The following is a 22404-nucleotide window of genomic DNA, read 5'->3' on the forward strand; positions in this document are numbered from 1 at the left end:
GAATGCATATGAGCCTATTCGAATGGATATTTAACAATCTATATGTGGTAGCGGTTATTGCTTTTGCCCTCTTTTCGGTCCTTGGAAAGCTTGGGAAGTCTGCAAACCCGAATCAGAAGCGTCCTGGTAACGGGATGCCGACGTTTGGTAATGGCGAGGATGCGAATCGTCGCTCAGGAAATGACTCTCCGCAACAGTCATCCAGGACGGATGAGCAACGTTACGATCAGCAGCGTGATGAGCGTTATGACGACGACCGCTATGATGATGAACGTTATGATCAGCCTTACTCAGAGCCAGAGACTGTTGCATCTTCTCGTTCAGGAGATGATTTTAGAGATGAGCAATCTCTGGGTAACATGCAGAGTTCGGTCGATGAGCAGATGAGATTGATGGAAGAACAGCAACGCATGATACAGGATAGACTGAATCGTATTTCTTCAGCAAGTTCTCCATCGGTATCGAATTCTAGCTTTGAAGATACGGATTCAACGAATTCAGGGCCTTCCCGTCTTCGTCCGGAAGATATCCGAACAGGGGTACTCTGGGCAGAAGTGCTTGGTTCGCCACGTTCGAAGCAGCCTTTTGGTACAAGGGGCAAGCTGTAGACGGCGGTAATTCATTCAAATATGGAAGACGGAACGAAGCCTTTTCTGGTGAGCATGATGCCTCCAGGGAAGGCTTTTTTCGTATGCCTGTGTTTTCAGCAAAATATGTGCGTAACCGCTCACCAATTCTTCATAATTTCCTGAATTTGCGCATAAGTTGAACTGTAGAGGAAGGGGGAAGACCTTCGAATGACCCGGATCAGCCGCAAGCTGCGCAGATGGACCAGCGAGGTGCTGGATCTGCCGCAGGATGTGCTTTATGATATGCCACGGTTAACCCTGATCGGCAGTAAGCAACTGTATATAGAGAATCATCGCGGTGTCATCCATTTCACGCCGGATCGCATCGTACTCGCTCTGTCACAAGGCCAATTGGAGATCAAAGGCAGTGCTCTGGTGATACGTAACATTTTGCCTGATGAAGTAGCTATAGAAGGTACGATTCTGGATATTCATATGAATGGAGTGGAGGGAGACGGATGAAGCAGCCCAGTCTGTACAAATTGCGGGGAGCATTGCGTATCAAAGTCACAGGCGGAGATATAGAGACACTAATTAATGCGATAACAGAGCAACGGCTTAGTGTATGGGATCTACGTGCGGAGGGTGGACGCCAGGCGGAGATGAGTATTTTGCTTCCGCATTTTTTCAGGCTGCGCCCCATTGTAAAAGGGACAGGCTGCAGAGTGAAAATCACTCACCGCAGCGGTTTTCCTTTTTTTCTGGCACGTTTATTCCGCAGAAAGTTTTTTGTGGGAGGCATGCTATTTTTTGTGGTAGCACTATTTGCACTATCGTCCATGATTTGGGATGTGGAAGTCAAAGGGAACGTAACGATTCCGACTGACGAGGTGCTGGCTGCGGCCAAAAAGGAAGGGCTTTATCCTTTTCAATGGAGCTTTCGAATGAAAAGCCAGGACAAGCTCTCCAGACAACTGGCGCTTGCGTTGCCGGATGTGACCTGGATTGGCGTAACCAAAGAGGGAACAAGGGTTACAATTCAGGTTGTTGAATCGGCGCAGCCTAAGCGTGAGCCTTTGCTGAATCCAAGACATCTGATCAGTAAATCGGATGCGGTTATCACTCATATTTATGCCGAACAGGGACGGCCTGTGGTACAGAAGGACATGCGTGTGAAGAAAGGACAAGTGTTGATCTCGGGCATTCTGGGTGATGAGGAAAATACCAAAACGATTGTTGCCAAAGGAGAAGTCCGGGGAATGGTATGGCGAGAATATAATATACAGGTTCCCTTGATTCAGAAACACCAAACGATGACGGGGGAGAGCAAAGAGCGTTTTTACGTGGTACTTGGGGATTGGGCAATTCAATTATGGGGATATGGAAGTACGCCCTACAGTTCATATGATACGGAAACTTACCATAAACCTCTGACCTGGCGTTCATTCACCTTACCTATGGGATGGATGACAGAGAAGGATATGGAAACGAATTTCCATCAAGAAGAGCAGAGTGTAGCGTGGGCCAAAACGAAAGGCTTGGAAGGGGCACGAAATGATATTTTAGCCAAAAACGGTAAAGGCACGAAAATTTTAAGTGAAAAAATTTTGCATGAGAAGAAAGAGAATGGTAAAGTTTATATGAAAGTATTATTTGAAGTGGAAGAAAACATCGCGGAAGAACTTCCGTTAGTCCATAGTCAAGGAGAATGAGGATATTTGTCAGATCAAACACGCAGCATACAAATCTCGCTCCAAAGTGCGGGAGAGGGGCAATCTCTCTTTGGCCCCCAAGATATTTTTCTGAAACTGATTGAATCCGAAATTCCTGCCCAGATCGCGTCACGCGAAGCAGAGATTAATATCTTTGGTACTGTGCAGCAGGTGGAATCACTAGAACAACTATTTGATGTTTTATTGCAGTTGATACGCAATGGATATGTTTTAACCGAAAGAGATGTCATGTATGCGATAGAGCTTGCCAAAGATATGCGTGCAGATCAGCTTCTCGATCTGTTCAAAGGCGAAATTACGACCACATACCGTGGTAAACCGATTCGTGTGAAAACGATTGGACAGAAACATTACGTAACTACGATTAAAAAGAGGGATATCGTTTTCGGGATTGGACCTGCCGGAACGGGTAAAACCTATTTGGCTGTAGTGCTGGCTGTTGCTGCAATTAAAGAAGGCAGCGTCAAACGGATCGTGCTTACACGACCAGCAGTTGAAGCAGGAGAAAGTCTGGGTTTTCTGCCGGGTGATTTGCAGGAGAAAGTAGACCCTTACCTGAGACCACTGTATGACGCTCTGTATGACGTTATGGGGCAGGAACAAACAGCGAAGGCACTTGAACGCGGATTAATTGAAATCGCTCCCTTGGCCTATATGCGGGGGCGTACGTTGGATGATTCTTTTATCATCCTGGATGAGGCACAGAACACAACACCTGAACAGATGAAAATGTTTTTGACCCGTCTTGGTTTTGGCTCCAAAATGGTCATTACCGGAGATGTGACACAGATTGATTTACCGCGCGGTAAAAAATCAGGACTTGTGGAAGCGAGTGCGATCCTGAGTGAAGTTCAGGAAATTGGATTTGTACATTTCGCTGAACAGGATGTTGTACGTCACTCCCTTGTCCAGAAAATCATTGTGGCTTACAACCACGCCGCAGAAAATCAAGCATAGAAAGGGATTGTCTAAAGTGACCTCGAAAGAAATGTCAAAAGGCAAATCTTTTCAAAATAGAGCGACAGGATGGAAGTATAGCGTGTGGGCACGCTATCTTCTCTTTTTGTTTTTAGTGATCCTCTTTTACGTAAGTCTTTCTTCCAAGCTCCTACCTGAACGTTATGACATTCAGGAAGGAACACGAAGTGAAGTAGACATTGCTGCGCCTATGCAGATCCCGAATAACAAAGCTACACTTAAGGCACAAGAAGAAGCCGCTGAGCGTGTACAACCGATATATCAGATCGTGCAGATGCGTAACGAAAACTTGATGACAACGCTGCTGGATCGCATTGACCGTTTGAATCAGGATGACCAGATCTCAAGTCAGGACAAAATTGATATTTATCGCGATGAGATTCCGCAGCGTCAGAAAGACTTTGTGTCTAACTATATTAATAACAATCGGAAAACCGGTACATACTCCGATACTTTGCTGGAAGAGATTCGAAACGTTGTGCAGGAACAAAGCTACCGCATTCCTGAAGAAACGTACATCAAAATCTCACGTCTGACTTCGGATGATATTCAGGAGATGAAGCCTGTTGCACGTGATATTGTGGCAAGATTGATGACGGATCAAGTCAGTGAGGCCACAACAGCCCGAGCAAAAGTAGCGGAGATGGTCAGCGCCAGCTCGCTTAGTAAACGTACGCAGCGTGAAGTTGTACAGGAGCTTACGCGACTGGTGGTAACGGCTAACCGTTTTTATGATGAAGAGGGTACCAAAGAAGCGAAGGTCCAAGCTCGTGAGAATACACCGACGGTGTTTATCAAGCAAGGAGATACACTTGTTTCTAAAGGGGAGATCATAACCCCGGAAATGTATGCGCTACTTAATGAGAATGATTTGCTGAAAAATGAAGTTAACTACTGGCCGCAGCTGGGACTGCTTTTGTTCTCATGTATGCTGTCTGCAGCGATTTTAATGTTTATTCAGCAGGGCAGTGGAACGCATTTCAAATATAATAATGCCCAACTACTCATGCTTGTTCTTATTTTTATTATTACGATTGTTGTGATGCATGTGACAGCCCTTATTCAAACGAATGAGCGTCCATTTATCGGCTTCCTTGCACCTGTAGCCGTTGGAGCGATGTTGATTGCTTTGTTGTTAGATACGTCGCTTGCCTTTGTGTCTTCTATCCTGATTGGCATGTTGTCCAGCATTATTTTGAATGTTCATCAGGGTCAGCTATTTGACTTTGAACTTGGTTTCTTTGCAGTTGTCGTTTCATTTGTGGCGATTTTTGCAACCCACCGAGCGAGTCAGCGGTCCACCATCTTGAAAGGCGCTATTATGGTTTGTCTATTTGGATCATTGGCCGTCTTTACGCTGGCTTTGATTGATACCGGTGACTGGAACAGGACAACAACGCTGTATGGCATCGGATATGCTTCTGCAGGTGGGGTGCTGACAGCTATTCTGGTTATCGGGCTGATGCCGTTTTTTGAAACGTCTTTTGGTATTCTATCCGCGCTTAAACTGGTGGAACTTTCGAATCCGAACCATCCGTTGCTGCGTAAGTTGCTTACCGAGACACCAGGTACGTATCATCACAGCGTCATGGTCGGCAATCTGTCTGAAGCAGCGGCTGAGGCTATAGGTGCAAATGGATTGCTCTGTCGTGTCGGCTCGTATTATCATGATATCGGGAAGACCAAACGTCCGATCTATTTTATTGAAAATCAGAACAATATGGAGAATCCGCATGATTCCATCGATCCGAAGCTGAGCAAGTCAATTATCGTTGCGCATGCACGGGATGGTGTTGAGATGCAGAAGGACTACAAGTTGCCGAAGCCGATTCGGGATATTGCGGAACAGCATCATGGTACAACTTTCCTTCACTACTTCTATCACAAGGCGCTCCGTCAGGCAGAAGAAGCGGGAATTGAACCTGATTTCACAGAAGAAGATTTCCGTTATCCGGGGCCGAAAGCACAGTCTAAGGAGTCTGCGATTGTAGGCATTGCTGATAGTGTGGAAGCAGCGGTTCGCTCACTACGCAAGCCGACTGTGGAGCAGGTAGAGTCGATGATAGAAAAAATCATCAAAGGCCGTCTGGATGATCATCAGTTCAACGATTGTGACCTTACGATGCGTGAACTGGATGTCGTCGCCAAAACATTAAAGGAAACGGTCATGGGCATTTTCCACTCCAGAATTGAGTACCCGGAAGAGATCAAGAAGCCAAAGCCGACGTCGCCTGAAGCTGGATGACTTATATTATGAGTAGACAGGAGTTATGAAAGAATGAGTCTTAACCTAGCATGGAATAATGAACAAGAGGATAAAGAAATTACAGAGCCAATGATCGTAATGCTGGAGCAGTTGCTGGCTCTTGCTGGCGAAGCAGAGGGGATTACAGACGGAGAGGTTGCTTTGACGTTTGTTAATGATGAGCAGATTCACGAGCTGAATCGTGATTATCGTGGCATCGACCGTCCTACGGACGTTTTGTCCTTTGCAATGAATGAAACCGTGGACGAAGAGCTGGATATCATTTACGAGCTTGATGAAGATGAGGAGATGGAAGAGATGCCGGATGTGCTGGGTGACATCATCATTTCCGTTCCACGGACGATATTGCAAAGTGAGGAATATGGACATTCATTCGAGCGTGAGCTTGGCTTCTTGTTTGTTCATGGCTTCCTGCATCTGCTTGGTTATGACCACCAGGATGAGGCTAGTGAGGCGGAGATGATGGGGAAACAGGAAGCTGTTCTCGCCCAGGCTGGGTTGACACGATAATGAAAAGGCGCTCCTGGGGTCTGGTATTCCTTAATGCTATGGAAGGAATTGCATACGGCTTGCGTACGCAACGGAATGTTAGAGTTCACACGGGAGTTGCCATTTTGATGTGTGCAGCCGGATTTTTTTTCCACATTTCGAGAACGGACTGGATGTTTGTACTGACAGCTGTCTTTATGGTTCTGGTCACGGAACTGATGAATACAGCTGTAGAAGCCGCTGTTGATTTGGCCCAGCCCGATATTCATCCGCTCGCAAAAGCGGCAAAAGACACCGCGGCTGGGGCAGTTTTGCTGGCTGCGGTGTTCGCCGTCATCATAGGATGTGTTGTTTTCCTGAAACCAGTTCTTGCCTGGCTCAGACTACTATTGGGATAACAGCGATTGAAAGGTTATTCTGTCATCAGAGTGACTTAGTGTAATCAAATGGTTTAAGGTTTTTATTGTACACCACCAATAAAGTGTGCTTCTGCTTTTAAGTTGTTTCCCAAAAAAAATTACACAATAACGGAGAGGACAGAAAAAACCTGGAGAAGCGAAGCGTTCGCCTGAAAGCTTTCCAAGGGAAAGCTACATCGGAAGCATAAGCTATCATCGGATTTTCACTTTGGAAAAGTGATTGAAAAAATCCGAGGATAACAGCGATCGGAAGGTTAATCTGTCATCGGAGTGCCTCACTGTAATCAAACGGTTTTAAGCAACTTAACTCCAAGAGCACACCTTTATACACACCCTAAGGGAGAGAATTATTAATGGATAATGGCTTGTTGATGCAGGAAGCAATAAAGGCACGTACAAAAGCGTACACGCCATATTCCCATTTTGGAGTAGGCGCAGCGTTGCTGGATAGCGAAGGACATGTGCATCATGGATGCAATATTGAAAATGCGGCGTACACACCGGGTAACTGTGCTGAGCGTACCGCGATGTTCAGTGCTATTGCCGGAGGGCACAAGCCGCGCAGTTTCAAGGCGATGGCCATCGTTGGTGATACCGAAGGACCAATTGCTCCATGTGGCGTATGTCGCCAAGTGATGTTTGAACTGTGTGAGCCGGATATGAAAGTCATTTTGGGTAATTTGAAAGGCGACTTGTTAGAAACGACAGTTGCTGAATTGCTGCCATGGGCATTTGGTCCCTCAGATCTAAACTCTGCTAAAAAATAAATTTCAGGCCTAGGCGCCTGAGGAGGAACATATGAAAAAACAAGCATTTAAATCCGGATTCATTGCAATTATCGGACGTCCTAACGTAGGTAAGTCTACTTTGATGAATCAGGTGATTGGCCAGAAAATTGCAATTATGTCGGACAAGCCGCAAACAACGCGTAACAAAATTCATGGTGTGTATACATCGGAAGAACAACAAATCGTTTTCCTGGACACACCGGGTATTCACAAACGTCAATCCAAGCTAGGGGATTACATGAATGAAACAGCCTTGAATACACTTGGCGAGGTTGAAGCTGCCTTGTTCCTGATCGATGCCTCGGAAGGTATGGGGGGCGGAGATCGATACATTGCGGAACAATTGAAAAATGTGCGAACACCCGTTATTTTGGTTATGAATAAAATCGACAAAATTGCACCAGAGGCGTTGCTTCCACTGATTGAGGAATATCGCAAACTGCATGATTTTGCAGAAATTGTGCCTGTCTCAGCTAAGCTTGGTAGCAATGTGAACACGTTGATGGAACAAATTGGTAAGTATTTGCCGGAAGGTCCTCAGTACTACCCTGAAGACCAAGTGACGGATCACCCTGAGCAGTTTGTGTGTGCGGAGCTGATTCGTGAGAAAATTTTGCAAATGACACGTGAAGAAGTGCCTCACTCCATCGCCGTAACGATTGAAGATATGAAAGTGCAGGATAATGGCGTAGTTTATATTTCGGCTGTCATCTTTGTAGAACGTGATTCACAAAAGGGGATCATTATCGGCAAACAAGGGGCTTTGCTCAAAGAAGTAGGTAAGCGCGCTCGTCAAGATATCCAAAATCTGCTGGGTTCCAGAATTTTTATGGATCTGTGGGTTAAAGTGAAAAAAGACTGGAGAAATCAGGATCGCGTTCTGCGTGACCTCGGCTTCGGACGAGAGTAGTCGTTACTACGAAATGTGATATCGGGGCAAAATGTTTATCCATTAATTGCAACACATAGTTTTCTTTGCAGGACTCCATCCTATCGGGTATAACCAGACGTCATTTCCGAAGAGAGGATGAATTTCCGATGCGGGATTTTTCATGGAAGGTATTTTCAATGACAGGGGATGTGGAATCCTATTTGTTATATACCGAGACGTGTAACTCGTCAGGACAGGAGTCAGATACTGCAAGGGAAGTGAGTGAAGATGAAGAAGCTACAGAATAAAGGGCTGATTCAGGAATGGTTAGGTGACGAGGCATGTTATATAGGGTGGAAGGCATTGTCATCCGCAGCATGGACTACGGTGAGGGGAATAAAATTGTAACGCTTTGCACCGAAAGTGGCGGAAAAGCAGGTGTACTCGTTCGGGGGGCCAAAAAGCCCAAGAGTCGCCATGCTGCACTGGTGCAGCCCTTTACTTATGGTCAATATGTTTATTTTCGCAACACCGGCCTCGGCACACTGAATGCTGGAGAAATTATCGAATCCAATCATGAGCTCAGGGAAGATTTGGTTAAGGCTTCTTATGCTTCCTATGCATGTGAACTGCTCGATCGAGTGCTTCAGGATGAAGAGACAGGGGCGTTTTGGTTCAAGCAATTAAAAGCTTGTTTGCAGGCTTTGAAAGAAGATAAAGATCCTTTAGTCATTATAAGTCTGTATGAGATGAAGGTATTACAGGCAGCTGGTTACGGACCACAGCTGGATGAGTGCATCTCGTGTAACCAAGAGCGGCCCGATGAGCAGTTATTTATTAGTCCCAGACTTGGTGGTGTCTTATGCAGGGCATGTAAACATTTTGACCCGCCAGCAATGTCCGTTAGTCCAAAGACTCTAAAGTTGCTGCGCTTGTTTGTACAGTTGGATCTGCAGCGCTTGGGAAATATATCTGTAAGTGATTCTACCCGTAATGAAATTAAAAAAGTAATGCGTGCTTTCATGGATCACCAGTTAGGTCTTCATCTCAAGTCCCGTTCTTTCCTGGATCAGATGGAAAAGTACGGGATTTGAGCTGTGGTCACACTTGAAAAAAGTTGTTGACTTCATGCTTCATTTTATATATTATGAAATGTAAATTCTCTTTTTGGAGACATGCATTGAACGAGAAAGTAGGAAACTGGATTCAGAATATGATTGATATAACGTACGAGCTTATGAATAGCTTGTGTATCAATGATAAGCGAGTCAGGGACGGTGAGAGCCTGATTGAATCGGTTTGTGAACAAGGCACTCGGGAGCATGAATGGACACGGAAAAGTGGGCCGGATCAGACAAGGATTTGTTTGACTCAGGCCAAGTAGGGTGGAACCGCGGGAATAGCTCTCGTCCCTACGTCTGTACATCAGGCGTAGTGGGGCGAGGGCTATTTATTATTGGCTTTGCTCCTCCTATGCTTGCTAACAAACTACCCGAAAAGGAGCATGATTATGAATTTTCAGCAGATGATCTTGACGCTGCAACAATTCTGGGCCGAGCATAACTGCATTATTGTTCAGCCATATGATACGGAAAAAGGGGCAGGCACGATGAACCCGATGACTTTTTTACGTTCACTTGGGCCAGAACCTWGGAAAGTGGCTTATGTTGAGCCTTCCCGCCGTCCATCCGATGGACGATATGGTGAGAACCCTAACCGGTTGTATCAGCATCATCAGTTTCAGGTCATTATCAAGCCTTCTCCGGATAATATCCAGGAAATCTACCTGGAAAGTTTGAAGCGTCTGGGTATTGATCCGCTTAAGCACGATATCCGTTTTGTTGAAGATAACTGGGAAAATCCTTCGCTTGGCTGCGCAGGTCTTGGCTGGGAAGTTTGGCTTGACGGAATGGAGATCACACAATTTACGTATTTCCAGCAGGTCGGCGGAATTGAAACCAATCCGGTGGCTGTGGAGATCACGTATGGTATGGAGCGTCTTGCTTCTTACATACAGGAAAAAGAAAATGTATTTGATCTCGAATGGGTTGAAGGCATTGCCTATGGCGACGTATTCCGTCAGCCTGAATACGAACATTCCAAATATACCTTTGAAATCTCTGACGTAAAAATGTTATTTACCCTTTTTAATATGTACGAAGAAGAAGCAAATAAAGCGATGGCACAGCATCTGGTGTTCCCGGCTTATGACTATGTACTGAAATGTTCCCATACGTTCAACTTGCTGGATGCACGTGGTGCGATTAGTGTAACAGAACGTACAGGATACATTACCCGTGTCCGTAACCTTGCTCGTCAAGTGGCAGCAACATATGTGGAAGAGCGTGAGAAGCTGGGCTTCCCGCTGATCAAGAAAGGGGGAGCCGAGAATGTCTAAGGATCTGTTGTTTGAAATTGGTCTGGAAGAAGTGCCTGCACGTTTTATGCGCGCAGCTATTGCACAGCTTCAGGAACGTATCGTGAAATGGCTTGATTCATCCCGTATTTCCTATGGTGAAGTGCAAGCTTACGCGACACCTCGCCGTCTTGCCATTCTGATTCAGAATGTAGCGGAGAAGCAGGAAGATGTGGAAGAAGAGGTAAAAGGTCCTTCCCGCAAAATAGCGCTGGATGACAGCGGTAACTGGAGCAAAGCAGCACTCGGATTTGCACGCAGTCAAGGTGTAGAGCCTGATCAATTTACCTTCAAGGAACTGAACGGTGTTGAATACATTTATGCAACGAAAAGTAGTAAAGGTGTAGATACAGCATCCGTTATTGGTGAAGGTTTACTATCGGTATTACACGCCATGACTTTCCCGAAATTTATGCGCTGGGCGTCCTATGATTTCAAGTTTGTCCGTCCGATTCGCTGGTTAGTTGCATTGTTTGGCACCGAAGTAATTGATCTTGAAGTCACGGGTATAAAATCAGGTAACGTAACGCGTGGACATCGTTTCTTAGGCAATGAAGCTGTGGTATCTGAGCCTTCAGCATACGTGGAAGTGCTTCGTGCTCAGCATGTCATTGCGGATATCTCTGAACGTGAGCAGATGATTGTATCCCAGATCGAAGCACTTGCTGCCGATAAAAATTGGAATATTGCGATCAAGGAAGATTTGCTCGAAGAAGTATTGTTCCTTGTCGAAACACCAACCGTGTTGTTCGGCACATTTGATTCCTCATTTCTGAATATCCCGCAGGAAGTGCTGATTACGTCGATGCGCGAGCATCAGCGTTACTTCCCTGTGTTGAACCAGGAAGGTCAGTTACTTCCTTACTTTGTTACAGTTCGCAATGGCGGCAGCGATTCACTCGATGTTATCGCTAAGGGTAACGAAAAGGTGCTGCGTGCTCGTCTGTCAGATGCGAAGTTTTTCTACGAGGAAGATCAGAAGCTGGAGATTAAGGATTCACTGTCCAAGCTCGAAAGCATCGTTTTCCAAGAAGAGCTTGGCACGGTGGGAGATAAGGTTCGCCGCATCCGCAAAATTGCTGACAGCCTGGCTGCGAAGTTGCAAGTATCTGGCGATGTGACTGAATCGGTTAGCCGATCCGCAGACATCTGCAAGTTTGACCTGGTTACGTTGATGGTTGGTGAGTTTCCTGAATTGCAAGGTGTCATGGGTGAAGATTACGCTCGTAAGGCTGGTGAAAAAGAAGAAGTTGCTAAAGCTGTATTCGAGCATTACCAACCTCGTTTCGCTGGCGATCAATCTCCTGCATCTCTTGTGGGTGCAATCGTTAGTGCGGCAGATAAAATCGACACAATTGTAGGTTGCTTCTCCATTAATATCATTCCTACAGGCTCTCAGGACCCTTATGCGCTTCGACGTCAGGCAGCGGGTATTGTTCAAATTTTGCTGGATCATCAGCTTCCGCTAACCTTGTCCGATGTATTCGGTGCTGCACTAGAAGTGCACGCGCAGATGAATCTATTGAAACGTTCAGATGCAGAGGTGCGTAAAGATTTGCAGGACTTCTTCGCATTGCGTGTAAAAAAAATGCTTTCCGAATCAGTGCGCTATGATGTTGTTGATGCTGTGATTGCTTCTGGATTCGATGATATCAGCGCTATCGTTCCAAAAGGTGAAGCGTTGATGAAAGCTGTACAGGCAGCGGAACAATTCAAAACAACGCTGGAATCGTTCAACCGTGTAGGAAACCTGGCAGCTAAAGCATCGAACGCTTCGGTACACCCTGAACTGTTTGTAGAAGATGGAGAGCGTCAGCTGTTTGATGTCTGGAATCAAACGAACGAAACTTATCGTGATGCATTGTCTAAGCATAATGCTTCTGAAGCTTTAGCTATTGCTTCAGCATGGAAGAGTGCCATCACGGTGTTCTTTGACTCCGTTATGGTCATGGCGGAAGATGAAGCGGTGCGTGCGAATCGACTGGCTCTTCTTGCTGCTATAGATCAAGATTTGAAAGGTTTTGCTGATTTCTCCAAATTAGTTGGATAATTTTACTGTAGCCGAATGATTATCTTTGTACAATTCGGCAGAATATAAGAACAGTATTAAAGAATGATATATGAGGGTATAAATATACGGAACGGGTTGTTTCAGTGTTTGAGCAGCCGCTCCGTATTTTAGACTCTGTTTTTCTCCACTAACGACAGAAGGATTTTCGTTGATCGGGGTCGTATATAACAATATGCAGATATTTTATGAAACCGGGTGGTCTGGGTTTGAGTGAAATGAATATACGTCACATCGTTGTGGATGGAGATGCTTGCCCGGTCAAGACAGAGATTGCCAATACTGCACGCCTCTTTCAGGTTCCTGTGTTACTTGTCTCTTCCTTTGATCATTTACTGCAAGGGGGAGAGGGTGTACGAACTGTACAAGTGGATCGTAGTGATCAGAGCGCAGATTTATATATTGCGAATCATATCAAACCGTATGATGTGGTCATTACGCAGGATTACGGACTTGCGGCGCTTGCACTTGGCAAACGTTGTTATGTTCTATCGTTTAGAGGTCGAGAATTTAACGATCGAGATATTGATTTTATGCTTGATTCCCGTCATACAGCGGCTAAAGCTCGGCGCCGAGGGCATTATGGAAAAGGTCCAAAACCCTTCACAGAGCAGGATCGAGAAATTTTTCAACATAAACTGACAAAACTTTTGAAAGATTTGCAGGAGAATGTGTAAGTTTATCGAATTATATTTACGTGTTAGAAGAGATGAAGGTGGCCGAGATGAGTACCGGACAAGGCGGTATACCCGAAAATATTATTGAATCGGTATTGCAGCAACATGATATCGTCGATACGGTAAGCCGATTTGTACATCTGACCAAGCAGGGGAAATATATGAAAGGCCTCTGCCCTTTTCATTCCGAAAAGACGCCTTCGTTCACCGTTACACCTGAGAAACAGATTTTCTATTGCTACGGTTGCGGCACGGGCGGAAATGCCATCAAATTCAGGATGGAAATCGAAGGGTTATCCTTTCCCGAGGCTGTCAAAACGATGGCAGAAGAAAGTCATATCTCGATGGGTGACTGGCAAGGGCGTGAATCTGCTCATGTAAATCCGGAGACGGCTCGTCTACTGGAAGCTTACGAGCTTACCGCGAAGCTGTATCATTTTTTGTTGAAAAATACAGAGCATGGCAAGGTGGCCATGGAATATTTACGCTCACGCGGTATTGGGGACAAATTAATTGATCAGTTTCAGATTGGCTATGCGCCTAATCGTTGGGACACGCTCGTACAATTTCTGGAGAAGCGCACTTATCCACTCGAAGAGATGGAGCGAGGCGGACTTCTGTCAGAGCGAAGTGAAGGTCACGGATATGTGGACAAGTTCAGAGACCGAATCATGTTTCCGATCCACGGCAGGAGCGGTAAGCCGATTGCATTTGCAGGGAGGATATTAGGAGACGGACAGCCGAAATACTTGAACTCGCCGGAAACCCGGTTGTTCAACAAAGGCCGAGTTCTCTACAATCTGCACCAGGCTAAAAATGCAATACGCAAACAGAGGCAAGTCATTTTGTTTGAAGGCTACGGTGATGTGATCTCTGCCTGGGATCAGGATGTTCAGAACGGCGTTGCTGCCATGGGAACGGCGCTTACGGAGAATCAGGCTCTAATGATTAAGGGCATGTGTGATGAAGTTATCCTTTGTTATGATGGCGACCGGGCTGGACAGGCTGCTGCAATGAAGAACTTCCCTATATTGGAGGAGGCCGGATTGCAGGTTAAGGTGGCACTTATTCCTGAGGGACTTGATCCAGATGATTTTATCCGAAAGCACGGCGGTGAACGATTCCGTAATCAGATTGTAGATGGTGCCGTAACAACTACAAAATTTAAGCTTATAAACCTCAAGAAAAACCATATACTGCTAGAAGGTGGCGGACAAATCGCCTATTCCAAAGAAGCGGTGAAGTTAATTGCTCCCCTGTCTTCCCCAACAGAGCGCGAAGTATATCTTCGTGAACTAGCGGCTGAAGTTGATGTATCCTTCGAAACATTGAAGCAAGAATGTAACGAGGAACGGGAAGCGATGAAAAATAACGAGGATTATGGGGATAATAACCCGAAAAGGTGGAATAATGGTAGGCAACAAAATAGGCAGGTGCCTACACCGAATCTGTTGCCGGCTTACCATGCTGCTGAGCGCAAGCTGATCGCCTGGATGTTACAGGATGATGAAGCAGCCCAGTACGTTAATGAACATCTTGGCGAAGCTTTTAACTTAGATGATCATGCAGCTATTGCTGCTTATCTATATGCCTATTATGCGCAGGGCAAACCGCCGGATACAAGTCGTTTTATGTCTTCGTTGCATGATGATCGTCTGGAGAAGACGGTCAGTTCAATCTCGATGATGGATGGTCCAGGTGAATGGAGTGTTCAAGTGCTCGATGATTGCATCAGGGAAGTGTTGAAGTATCCGCGAAAAAAACAGTACGATCTGAAAAAAGAAGAAATGATTGCTGCAGAGYGGGCAGGTGATTCTGTACGCGCGGCACAAATTGCACTTGAGATGATTGCCCTAGAGAGACAGTGAACGTCTGTATTAGTTGGATGTTTCTAGGGAGGAGGGAGTCGAGTTATGGCGAATGATCAGCATACTGAACTAGAAACAGAATTAACACTGGATCAGGTTAAGGATCAATTGATTGAATCAGGTAAGAAAAGAGCCTCACTGAACTACAAGGAAATTATTGAGAAACTCTCACCATTTGAGCAGGATGCAGAGCAGATGGATGAGTTTTATGAACAGCTTAGCGACCTCGGTATCGATGTTGTTAATGAAAATGATGAAGAGGTAACACTTCGTCCTAGCGAGGATTCCGAAAATAATGGTCGAGAGGGAGACGATGAGTTTCACTTTGATGATGATCTAAGCTTGCCTCCTGGTATCAAAATTAATGACCCAGTACGTATGTACCTGAAGGAGATCGGGCGTGTACCTTTGTTGTCAGCTGATGACGAAGTACAACTCGCAAAACGGATCGAAAACGGGGATGAAGAAGCGAAGCGCCGTTTGGCTGAGGCCAACCTTCGTCTCGTTGTAAGTATTGCCAAGCGTTATGTGGGACGTGGCATGCTGTTCCTTGATCTGATTCAGGAAGGTAACATGGGTCTGATCAAAGCAGTAGAGAAGTTTGACCATAAAAAGGGTTACAAGTTCAGTACGTATGCGACATGGTGGATTCGTCAGGCCATTACACGTGCAATCGCCGACCAGGCACGTACTATCCGTATTCCAGTTCACATGGTGGAGACGATTAATAAGCTGATTCGGGTATCCCGTCAGCTGCTGCAGGAACTTGGACGCGAACCAACTCCTGAAGAAATCGCTGCGGAGATGGATCTAAGTGTAGAAAAAGTACGTGAGATTACAAAGATTGCACAGGAACCGGTTTCCCTCGAAACACCAATTGGTGAAGAGGATGATTCCCATCTGGGTGATTTCATCGAGGATCAGGAAGCGCTGGCTCCAGCAGATGCTGCTGCTTATGAACTCTTGAAAGAACAACTTGAAGATGTTCTGGACACTTTGACTGAGCGTGAAGAAAATGTTCTGCGTCTGCGCTTTGGTCTAGATGATGGACGTACGAGAACGCTCGAAGAAGTAGGTAAAGTGTTTGGCGTTACGCGTGAGCGTATTCGTCAAATCGAAGCTAAGGCTCTTCGTAAATTGCGTCACCCGAGTCGCAGTAAACGACTCAAAGATTTCCTCGAATAATTGAACTGTGGGAGACTTTCTGCGAGACGCTTTTGGCGGCGGCGGGGTCTCCTTTAGTTTTAATTTGAACGGTTAGATTTCTTTCTTTTGGAAATTCATCCTTGAAATGTTTGATTGGATTTTATTTTATCGCTTTTCTTCACTCAATGCAAATCAATAAATTAAATGAATGGTGTAGGTGCTCCATGAAACTTTCGAATCGATTACAACGAATACATGATCAAATTCCTGAAGGAAGCCGGATGGCAGATATCGGCTCAGACCATGCTTTGCTGCCTGTCGCTGCAATTCGCAGTGGTAAAGCCGTAAGTGCAATAGCTGGAGAAGTGAATCCGGGCCCATATGATGCTGCTTGCAAACAAGTCAGTGATGCCGGGTTGAAAGAACAAATTACGGTACGCCGTGGAGACGGACTCGATGTCATTACTGCCGGTGAAGTCGAGGTTATCACTATTGCAGGCATGGGTGGCGCACTCATCGCTTCCATTCTGGATCGAGGAATCTCCAAACTGGAAGGTGTGCAGTTGTTGATTTTGCAGCCCAATGTAGGCGAAGATATTTTGAGACGCTGGTTGCTTGAGCATCATTGGGTTGTCGTAGCCGAGCAACTTCTTGAAGAAGACGGGAAGATTTATGAAATTATTACCGCGATGCCAGAGGCCAGCAGTCCAATCGCTAATGAAGAGGTTTACCGCGCTCGTCCCTTGCAGGGTGATGTGGAGTTGACTGAAGATCTGCTGCTGCGTATGGGGCCGTATTTGACGGACCGTGCAACAGATGTATTTTTTGCCAAATGGGAAAGTGAAATTGCCAAATTACAAGGTGTAGTGCAGTCCATCTCCAAGTCTGATCAAGACTCTTCCAGAGACAAAGCAGCAGAGATGGAACAGCTTATCACAAGCTTGAAGGAGGTATTGGCATGTTTGCCAAAGGTCAAACCGTAATTCAATTGATGGAGCGGCTTGCTCCAAAATATCTGGCTGTACAGGACGATCGAATTGGTCTGCAGCTGGGAAGTTTGCAAAAGGAGATTACCCACGTTCTTGTGGCGCTGGATGTCACAGACGAGGTTGTGAATGAAGCGATTCGGATCGGTGCAAATTTGATTATTGCCCATCATGCTATTATTTTCCGTCCTGTTAAATCACTGAGTACCGATACACCTATGGGTAAGTTGTATGAGAAGCTGATCAAGCATGATATTGCAGTTTACATCAGTCACACTAATCTTGACGTGGCCGAGGGCGGTATCAATGACTGGATGGCTGAGGCACTCGGTATAGACAGCAAGGAGTCCCTGGAAGATGTGCATACAGACCAACTGTACAAGCTGGCTGTATTTGTTCCTAGAACACATCATGAGCAAGTACTGCAGGCCATTCTAGAGGCTGGTGCAGGAAGTATCGGTCAGTATAACAAATGCAGTTTTAACATCGAAGGAACAGGCACATTTGTACCTGGTGAAGGCACACAACCTTTTATCGGATCACAGGGACAGATGGAGCGTGTAGAAGAGATGCGGATTGAAACGATCGTACCTCAAAGTTTGCGGAGCAAGGTTATTCAGGCCATGTTAAAGGCTCATCCGTATGAAGAAGTAGCCTATGACCTTTATGCAATGGATCTAAAAGGGCGCACACTTGGCCTAGGACGTCTTGGTCCTCTTCGAGAGTCTAAAACCCTTGGCGAACTGGTAGAGGTCGTTAAAGCTCAATTGAACGCTCCTCATGTGCGCGTAGTTGGTGATCTGAGCAAAAAAATCAAAAAAGCAGCCGTACTTGGCGGATCAGGCAGTCGTTATGTGCTTACTGCACGTTTCAAGGGAGCGGATGTCATTGTAACGGGTGATATTGACTATCACACGGCACATGACGCGCTGATGGCAGGGATGTGTATCATTGATCCAGGTCACAACACAGAGAAAATAATGAAACCTAAAACAGCGGATTGGCTGCGTGCCCAGCTTGCGGATCAGCGATACGAGACAAAGGTGACTGCATCCGAAGTGGATACTGAGGTATTCCGCTTTTTGTAAAAGACAGGATGCAACGGATTTCCATTAATATTTAGCTTGTATGGTACAGCAAATGCCTGTATACTATGTAATGTTGTTCGGAAAGCTTGACAGACAATCGCTGGTGGCCTTTGTTGCCACGAGAGGAAAGTCCGGGCTCCACAGGGCAGGATGCTGGATAACGTCCAGTCAGCGCGAGTTGAAGGATAGTGCCACAGAAATGGACCGCCGATGGCCGGGTTTCCCGGCACAGGCAAGGATGGAACCGAGGTGTAAGAGACCCCGAGGAACGCTGGTGACTTCGTTCCTGGTAAACCCCATCTGGAGCAAGACCTAATGGGACACGGTCACCTCTTTGGAGGAGACAGCCTTAGCCCGAGGTGTGTCTAGGTTGGTCGCTTGAGCTGTGCAGCAATGTATGGCCTAGATAGATGATTGTCGCTTCTGGTGGGAGGGTAGTTCCCGTCTGAACCACGAAGAGCACAGAACCCGGCTTACGGTAAGCTTTCCTAACTGCAACAACATGATTTAACGGCACGAGAGATTTTATGTGTGAGTCGGCAACGCACATCACATAATGAACTTCCCGATTGTATATTTAAATTAAATGATCCTGTTCATGACAGGTATATAAATAAGGCGGCAGATTCGGTTTACCGAATTTGTCGCCTTATTTTGTTCGTGGTAAGAAAAGAAACACACACGCATAAAGAAAAACCGCTTATCCCTCAATGGAACAAGCGGCAAACTGTTATGGTAAGCAATTATAGATCATTACAGTTTCATATTTCCTAATCAATTACATCGTAACGACATGGTCTGATTGATTGGAAGCATGCCAGCGCTGGATTGCGCGATCCATTCGCTGGACAGCTTCAGGAAGTAGTTCCGGGTCGGTGTGGGTAAAGTTGATACGCATCCGATTGAGCTCTGGTGTGCCCGCATAGAATGAATCGCCGGGGACAATACATACTTTTTCCTGAATGCCATAAGTGAATAAATTGCTGGCGAGCATACCCTCAGGCAATTGCAGCCACAGGAACATGCCACCTTGTGGTGAGTTCCATGTGATGCCATCCCAAGCTTTGGATGCCATTAGTGCGGTCAGCTTTTGCATACGCTGCTCATAGTCTTGAGAGATCTGACGAATATGAGCATCCAGATAAAAGGTTTCAAGCAAGGCGTGCAGCGCCCGCTGGTCGATGCTGCTGGAGTGCAAATCTGCCCCTTGTTTAGCCCGGGCTGCAATTTTGACAATATCAGGAGAGGCCAGAATCCAACCTGTACGAAGACCTGGCGCTACCGTTTTGGAAAAGGTGCTGGTGTAAATCACGTTCGAAGGTCCTTCATAGGAAGCGGCATCCAGTGCAGCAAGTGCAGGAACGTCTAGCTGTTCCGGATTAAAGCGGATTTCACCATAAGGGTCGTCTTCCAGAATAAGCACATTATATTTACGACATAAATCCACGGCTTGTTGCCTTCTTTCCCGTGACCATACTTTGCCAGTCGGATTAGAAAATGTAGGGTTAATGTAAACGAGTTTAGGGCGGTGTAGTTGAAGCTGCTCCTCAAGCGATTCAGGCAACATGCCGTGATCATCACAGGCTACGCCATGTGAGACGCCTTGATAGGATTGGATGACCTGCAAGGCTGCGAGGTAAGTGGGTGATTCAACGAGCACGCGATCACCAGGGTCCACGAGGATACGGCAGATCAGGTCAATGGATTGCTGTGATCCTGTAGTTAAAAGCATATGGTCAGGTGAAGCCGGCAGTCCTTTCGATTCCAGACGCTCGGCAATTTTGACACGAAGAGGACGGTAACCTTCCGTTTCTGCATATTGAAGAGCGGCTGATCCGCTCATAAATACTTTTTCATAAGCCAGGCGAATAGCCTCCAGCGGAAATGAAGTCTGTGCTGGCAATCCCCCAGCAAGTGAGATCATTCCAGGTGCCTGAGCAGCCTGTAACATGTCGCGAACGACAGAGGACGGGGTGTTTTGTGCCATTTTGGACCAAGGTGTACTCATATTATTCTCATCTCCTGTTATTCACTGTTATACTGATATTATAAACTATATTAGACGTAACGCACTATAACAGTAAAACAACAATCATAACAGTTGGGGGCGATGAGTAGACATGCATATTGAGCTTAAACGAGGGAGCAGCACCAAATTATATATGCAAATTGCCCTGACGCTCGCGGATCGCATTCGCTCAGGTCTGATTGAACCGGGTACCAGGTTGCCGTCTGTTCGCAAGATGACTGCTGATTTAGGTGTTAGTTTGGTTACTGTGACCAAGGCTTACGCTGAACTTGAGGCAATTCAACTCGTTCGTTGCTCTCAGGGTAAGGGGTGTTACGTAGCCGGAGTTGAGTCATCTACACAAATCAATCGCACGGAGCATGGAGATCTTGGCCACAGAATAAGCAACAGTGACTCGGGCGCATCGCTGAACTGGCAGATGACATTGGTTGATTATTTGCCCAGAGCGCAACTGTGGAGGCATTTTGACGCATCCCCGCAAGTCCGCTATGAACTGCATATGTCAGCAATCCAGCCTGAATTATTACCTACGCGTGATATTATTGACAGTGCTTATCACCTATCATCAGATCATGCGAAGCGAATGGCGGCCTATGGATCATTTCAGGGAGATTGGGAACTCAGACAGACATTTGCAACACATTTTGCTGCGCGCGGACTTCAAGTCACGCCTGAAAGAATGTTAATTACGAGCGGTGCACAACAGGGGATTGATCTGGTGGCACGTACATTTATCGGTCCTGGTGATGTTGTATATATGGAGGCACCAACTTATACGGGTGCTATTGATGTGTTTACGAGCCGAGGGGCCAAAATCATCACTGTTCCTATGGACAACGAAGGTATGCGTATCGATCTGCTCACTCGCTTGTGTGACACCTATCCGCCGAAGCTGATCTATACGATCCCTACTTATCATAATCCAACAGGGGTAACGATGAGTGCCAGAAGACGAGCCCAGTTGCTTAACATTGCACAAAGTTATCACTGTCTTATTCTGGAGGATGACCCGTTTGCAGATTTATATTTTCGTGATCCACCTCCTTCTTCCATCAAATCTATGGATAGTGCAGGACATGTCGTTTACATTAAAAGTTTCAGTAAAGTGTTGTCTCCAGGTTGCCGTGTAGCTTGCGCTATAGCGGATGGGAGTGTGCTCACCCGGCTTGTAGCCGCCAAATCAACGGCCGATCTGGGGAGTCCGCTATTAACGCAGAAGGCACTGCAGGCTTACATACATAATCAGTACGATGCTTATGTATATCAGCTCAGAGAAGAGCTATACTCACGCTTGTGTGCTGCTTCAGAGGTGCTGCAACACTATGCAACGAGAGACATGCAGTGGCGTCTTCCCGATGGAGGGCTTAATTTGTGGCTAGAATTCCAGGGGAATATGGACATACATGAGTTGCATCGGCAGTCTCTTGCTGCGGGCGTGTCTTTTTTGCCTGGTTCAGCCTGTTATGTAGCGGAGAGTGACACATCCAGTTTAAGGATATGCTTCACTGTGACCAGTGTGGAAGCTCTGACGCAAGGGCTTCGTATATTGTGTACTGTCATCGAGAGTGTCTCCTCGCAACAAGCCGGGGCAACGGCGGACAGGCTACCGCTCATTTAATTTTTAGGAATATGGACATCCATCCATACCACATCGTCTTCCCTGCAATAGGTTATAGTATCACTTGAAAGGGAGTTGGTTTGAAATGATGAACCATTGTTGTCCACAGGTTTCACCGATTGTATGTGATCCGATTCAGGTTGTTCAGGATTATTACATTCCTCAGATCGTACCTGTCATCCACCCGATTGAAGTTGTGAAGCAACACCACTGTGTTCCGATTCCTCACCACATGTATCCAGTTGTTATAAGAGAAGAAGGTCCAATGTATGTATCCAGTCACAAGAAAAAATCCGTGAAAAAATCAAGCAAAGCTCGCTCAACTTCTCGCAAGCGCTAGTCGCAGTTAACGCCCCGGGAAAAAGAATCAAATCAAAGAGCAGCATACGCCCCGG

22 protein-coding genes and 1 other RNA gene are annotated in these 22404 nt (G+C 46.1%); 22 read left to right on the plus strand and 1 reads right to left on the minus strand.

The features are described from left to right. Window positions 1–8: 8 nt before the first annotated feature. The 20 genes from AB4Z30_RS20995 (at window position 9) to rnpB (ending at window position 18853) form a co-directional block, all read left to right on the plus strand. On the plus strand, window positions 9–608 hold the full coding sequence (locus AB4Z30_RS20995) for a hypothetical protein (protein WP_441929408.1): 600 nt from the start codon (window positions 9–11) through the stop codon (window positions 606–608). A gap of 189 nt (window positions 609–797) precedes the next feature. Continuing rightward, complete coding sequence (yqfC, locus tag AB4Z30_RS21000) at window positions 798–1091, plus strand: sporulation protein YqfC (protein ID WP_441929409.1); 294 nt, start codon at window positions 798–800, stop codon at window positions 1089–1091. Next, window positions 1088–2281 carry a sporulation protein YqfD gene (gene yqfD, locus AB4Z30_RS21005; protein WP_441929410.1) on the plus strand — a complete coding sequence of 398 codons (1194 nt, stop codon included), beginning with the start codon at window positions 1088–1090 and terminating at the stop codon, window positions 2279–2281. The genes yqfC and yqfD overlap by 4 nt, the downstream gene beginning before the upstream one ends. Window positions 2282–2287: 6 nt before the next feature. After that, window positions 2288–3259, plus strand: a complete 972-nt coding sequence (locus AB4Z30_RS21010) for a PhoH family protein (RefSeq protein WP_441929411.1) — start codon at window positions 2288–2290, stop codon at window positions 3257–3259. Between the two features lie 16 nt (window positions 3260–3275). After that, the gene (locus AB4Z30_RS21015; RefSeq protein WP_441929412.1) at window positions 3276–5525 is read left to right on the plus strand and encodes an HD family phosphohydrolase; all 2250 of its coding nucleotides are present in this window, start codon (window positions 3276–3278) and stop codon (window positions 5523–5525) included. 33 nt (window positions 5526–5558) lie between these two features. After that, entirely contained in the window at window positions 5559–6056 is a 498-nt protein-coding gene (ybeY, locus tag AB4Z30_RS21020) for an rRNA maturation RNase YbeY (protein ID WP_441929413.1), read from the plus strand. Beyond that, window positions 6056–6433, plus strand: a complete 378-nt coding sequence (locus AB4Z30_RS21025) for a diacylglycerol kinase family protein (RefSeq protein ID WP_441929414.1) — start codon at window positions 6056–6058, stop codon at window positions 6431–6433. The genes ybeY and AB4Z30_RS21025 overlap by 1 nt, the downstream gene beginning before the upstream one ends. 374 nt (window positions 6434–6807) lie before the next feature. After that, window positions 6808–7221, plus strand: a complete 414-nt coding sequence (locus AB4Z30_RS21030) for a cytidine deaminase (RefSeq protein WP_441929415.1) — start codon at window positions 6808–6810, stop codon at window positions 7219–7221. A gap of 31 nt (window positions 7222–7252) precedes the next feature. Continuing rightward, a complete protein-coding gene (gene era, locus AB4Z30_RS21035) occupies window positions 7253–8152 on the plus strand; it encodes a GTPase Era (protein ID WP_441929416.1) in 900 nt (299 codons plus the stop codon). Window positions 8153–8280: 128 nt separating this feature from the next. After that, complete coding sequence (locus tag AB4Z30_RS21040) at window positions 8281–8421, plus strand: YqzL family protein (protein ID WP_441929417.1); 141 nt, start codon at window positions 8281–8283, stop codon at window positions 8419–8421. Between the two features lie 33 nt (window positions 8422–8454). Continuing rightward, complete coding sequence (recO, locus tag AB4Z30_RS21045; protein ID WP_441929418.1) at window positions 8455–9207, plus strand: DNA repair protein RecO; 753 nt, start codon at window positions 8455–8457, stop codon at window positions 9205–9207. A gap of 86 nt (window positions 9208–9293) precedes the next feature. Then, window positions 9294–9497 carry a hypothetical protein gene (locus AB4Z30_RS21050; RefSeq protein WP_441929419.1) on the plus strand — a complete coding sequence of 68 codons (204 nt, stop codon included), beginning with the start codon at window positions 9294–9296 and terminating at the stop codon, window positions 9495–9497. A 126-nt stretch (window positions 9498–9623) separates the two neighbouring features. Next, window positions 9624–10511 (plus strand): glycine--tRNA ligase subunit alpha, encoded by an 888-nt coding sequence (gene glyQ / locus AB4Z30_RS21055; RefSeq protein WP_441929420.1) that lies wholly within the window; start codon window positions 9624–9626, stop codon window positions 10509–10511. Next, a complete protein-coding gene (gene glyS, locus AB4Z30_RS21060; RefSeq protein ID WP_441929421.1) occupies window positions 10504–12579 on the plus strand; it encodes a glycine--tRNA ligase subunit beta in 2076 nt (691 codons plus the stop codon). Before glyQ ends, glyS begins: the two co-directional genes overlap by 8 nt. Before the next feature lie 236 nt (window positions 12580–12815). Beyond that, complete coding sequence (locus AB4Z30_RS21065) at window positions 12816–13274, plus strand: YaiI/YqxD family protein (protein ID WP_441929440.1); 459 nt, start codon at window positions 12816–12818, stop codon at window positions 13272–13274. A 47-nt stretch (window positions 13275–13321) separates the two neighbouring features. After that, on the plus strand, window positions 13322–15142 hold the full coding sequence (dnaG, locus tag AB4Z30_RS21070) for a DNA primase (RefSeq protein WP_441929422.1): 1821 nt from the start codon (window positions 13322–13324) through the stop codon (window positions 15140–15142). Window positions 15143–15187: 45 nt separating this feature from the next. Then, complete coding sequence (rpoD, locus tag AB4Z30_RS21075; RefSeq protein ID WP_154888049.1) at window positions 15188–16327, plus strand: RNA polymerase sigma factor RpoD; 1140 nt, start codon at window positions 15188–15190, stop codon at window positions 16325–16327. Between the two features lie 185 nt (window positions 16328–16512). Further along, complete coding sequence (locus AB4Z30_RS21080; RefSeq protein ID WP_441929423.1) at window positions 16513–17271, plus strand: tRNA (adenine(22)-N(1))-methyltransferase; 759 nt, start codon at window positions 16513–16515, stop codon at window positions 17269–17271. Then, entirely contained in the window at window positions 17247–18362 is a 1116-nt protein-coding gene (locus AB4Z30_RS21085; protein WP_441929424.1) for a Nif3-like dinuclear metal center hexameric protein, read from the plus strand. Before AB4Z30_RS21080 ends, AB4Z30_RS21085 begins: the two co-directional genes overlap by 25 nt. An 81-nt stretch (window positions 18363–18443) precedes the next feature. After that, window positions 18444–18853, plus strand: an RNA gene (rnpB, locus tag AB4Z30_RS21090) — RNase P RNA component class A. A gap of 287 nt (window positions 18854–19140) precedes the next feature. On the opposite strand, the gene AB4Z30_RS21095 is transcribed toward rnpB, so the two are convergent. After that, window positions 19141–20370, minus strand: a complete 1230-nt coding sequence (locus AB4Z30_RS21095) for an aminotransferase-like domain-containing protein (protein ID WP_441929425.1) — start codon at window positions 20368–20370, stop codon at window positions 19141–19143. A 112-nt stretch (window positions 20371–20482) separates the two neighbouring features. Here AB4Z30_RS21095 and pdxR point away from each other — a divergent pair, with 112 nt between their 5' ends. Both pdxR and AB4Z30_RS21105 read left to right on the plus strand, forming a co-directional pair. Next, a complete protein-coding gene (gene pdxR / locus AB4Z30_RS21100) occupies window positions 20483–22009 on the plus strand; it encodes a MocR-like pyridoxine biosynthesis transcription factor PdxR (protein ID WP_441929426.1) in 1527 nt (508 codons plus the stop codon). Window positions 22010–22094: 85 nt separating this feature from the next. Next, window positions 22095–22349: a hypothetical protein gene (locus AB4Z30_RS21105; protein WP_441929427.1), complete on the plus strand. Its 255-nt coding sequence runs from the start codon at window positions 22095–22097 to the stop codon at window positions 22347–22349. Window positions 22350–22404: the final 55 nt, after the last annotated feature.

The sequence above is a fragment of the Paenibacillus sp. 2TAF8 genome, from assembly GCF_052114825.1.
Classification (GTDB): Bacteria; Bacillota; Bacilli; order Paenibacillales; family Paenibacillaceae; genus Paenibacillus.

What these genes read in the sequence shown, in the direction of transcription:
- AB4Z30_RS21080 (WP_441929423.1), top strand. Translation starts at nt 16,513, where the DNA reads ATGAAACTTTCGAATCGATTACAACGAATACATGATCAAATTCCTGAA.
- AB4Z30_RS21030 (WP_441929415.1), top strand. Translation starts at nt 6,808, where the DNA reads ATGGATAATGGCTTGTTGATGCAGGAAGCAATAAAGGCACGTACAAAA.
- AB4Z30_RS21025 (WP_441929414.1), top strand. Translation starts at nt 6,056, where the DNA reads ATGAAAAGGCGCTCCTGGGGTCTGGTATTCCTTAATGCTATGGAAGGA.
- yqfD (WP_441929410.1), top strand. Translation starts at nt 1,088, where the DNA reads ATGAAGCAGCCCAGTCTGTACAAATTGCGGGGAGCATTGCGTATCAAA.
- AB4Z30_RS20995 (WP_441929408.1), top strand. Translation starts at nt 9, where the DNA reads ATGAGCCTATTCGAATGGATATTTAACAATCTATATGTGGTAGCGGTT.
- rpoD (WP_154888049.1), top strand. Translation starts at nt 15,188, where the DNA reads ATGGCGAATGATCAGCATACTGAACTAGAAACAGAATTAACACTGGAT.
- AB4Z30_RS21095 (WP_441929425.1), bottom strand. Translation starts at nt 20,370, where the DNA reads ATGAGTACACCTTGGTCCAAAATGGCACAAAACACCCCGTCCTCTGTC.
- era (WP_441929416.1), top strand. Translation starts at nt 7,253, where the DNA reads ATGAAAAAACAAGCATTTAAATCCGGATTCATTGCAATTATCGGACGT.
- ybeY (WP_441929413.1), top strand. Translation starts at nt 5,559, where the DNA reads ATGAGTCTTAACCTAGCATGGAATAATGAACAAGAGGATAAAGAAATT.
- glyS (WP_441929421.1), top strand. Translation starts at nt 10,504, where the DNA reads ATGTCTAAGGATCTGTTGTTTGAAATTGGTCTGGAAGAAGTGCCTGCA.
- AB4Z30_RS21040 (WP_441929417.1), top strand. Translation starts at nt 8,281, where the DNA reads ATGCGGGATTTTTCATGGAAGGTATTTTCAATGACAGGGGATGTGGAA.
- AB4Z30_RS21105 (WP_441929427.1), top strand. Translation starts at nt 22,095, where the DNA reads ATGATGAACCATTGTTGTCCACAGGTTTCACCGATTGTATGTGATCCG.
- yqfC (WP_441929409.1), top strand. Translation starts at nt 798, where the DNA reads ATGACCCGGATCAGCCGCAAGCTGCGCAGATGGACCAGCGAGGTGCTG.
- recO (WP_441929418.1), top strand. Translation starts at nt 8,455, where the DNA reads ATGTTATATAGGGTGGAAGGCATTGTCATCCGCAGCATGGACTACGGT.
- AB4Z30_RS21085 (WP_441929424.1), top strand. Translation starts at nt 17,247, where the DNA reads ATGTTTGCCAAAGGTCAAACCGTAATTCAATTGATGGAGCGGCTTGCT.
- AB4Z30_RS21065 (WP_441929440.1), top strand. Translation starts at nt 12,816, where the DNA reads ATGAATATACGTCACATCGTTGTGGATGGAGATGCTTGCCCGGTCAAG.
- pdxR (WP_441929426.1), top strand. Translation starts at nt 20,483, where the DNA reads ATGCATATTGAGCTTAAACGAGGGAGCAGCACCAAATTATATATGCAA.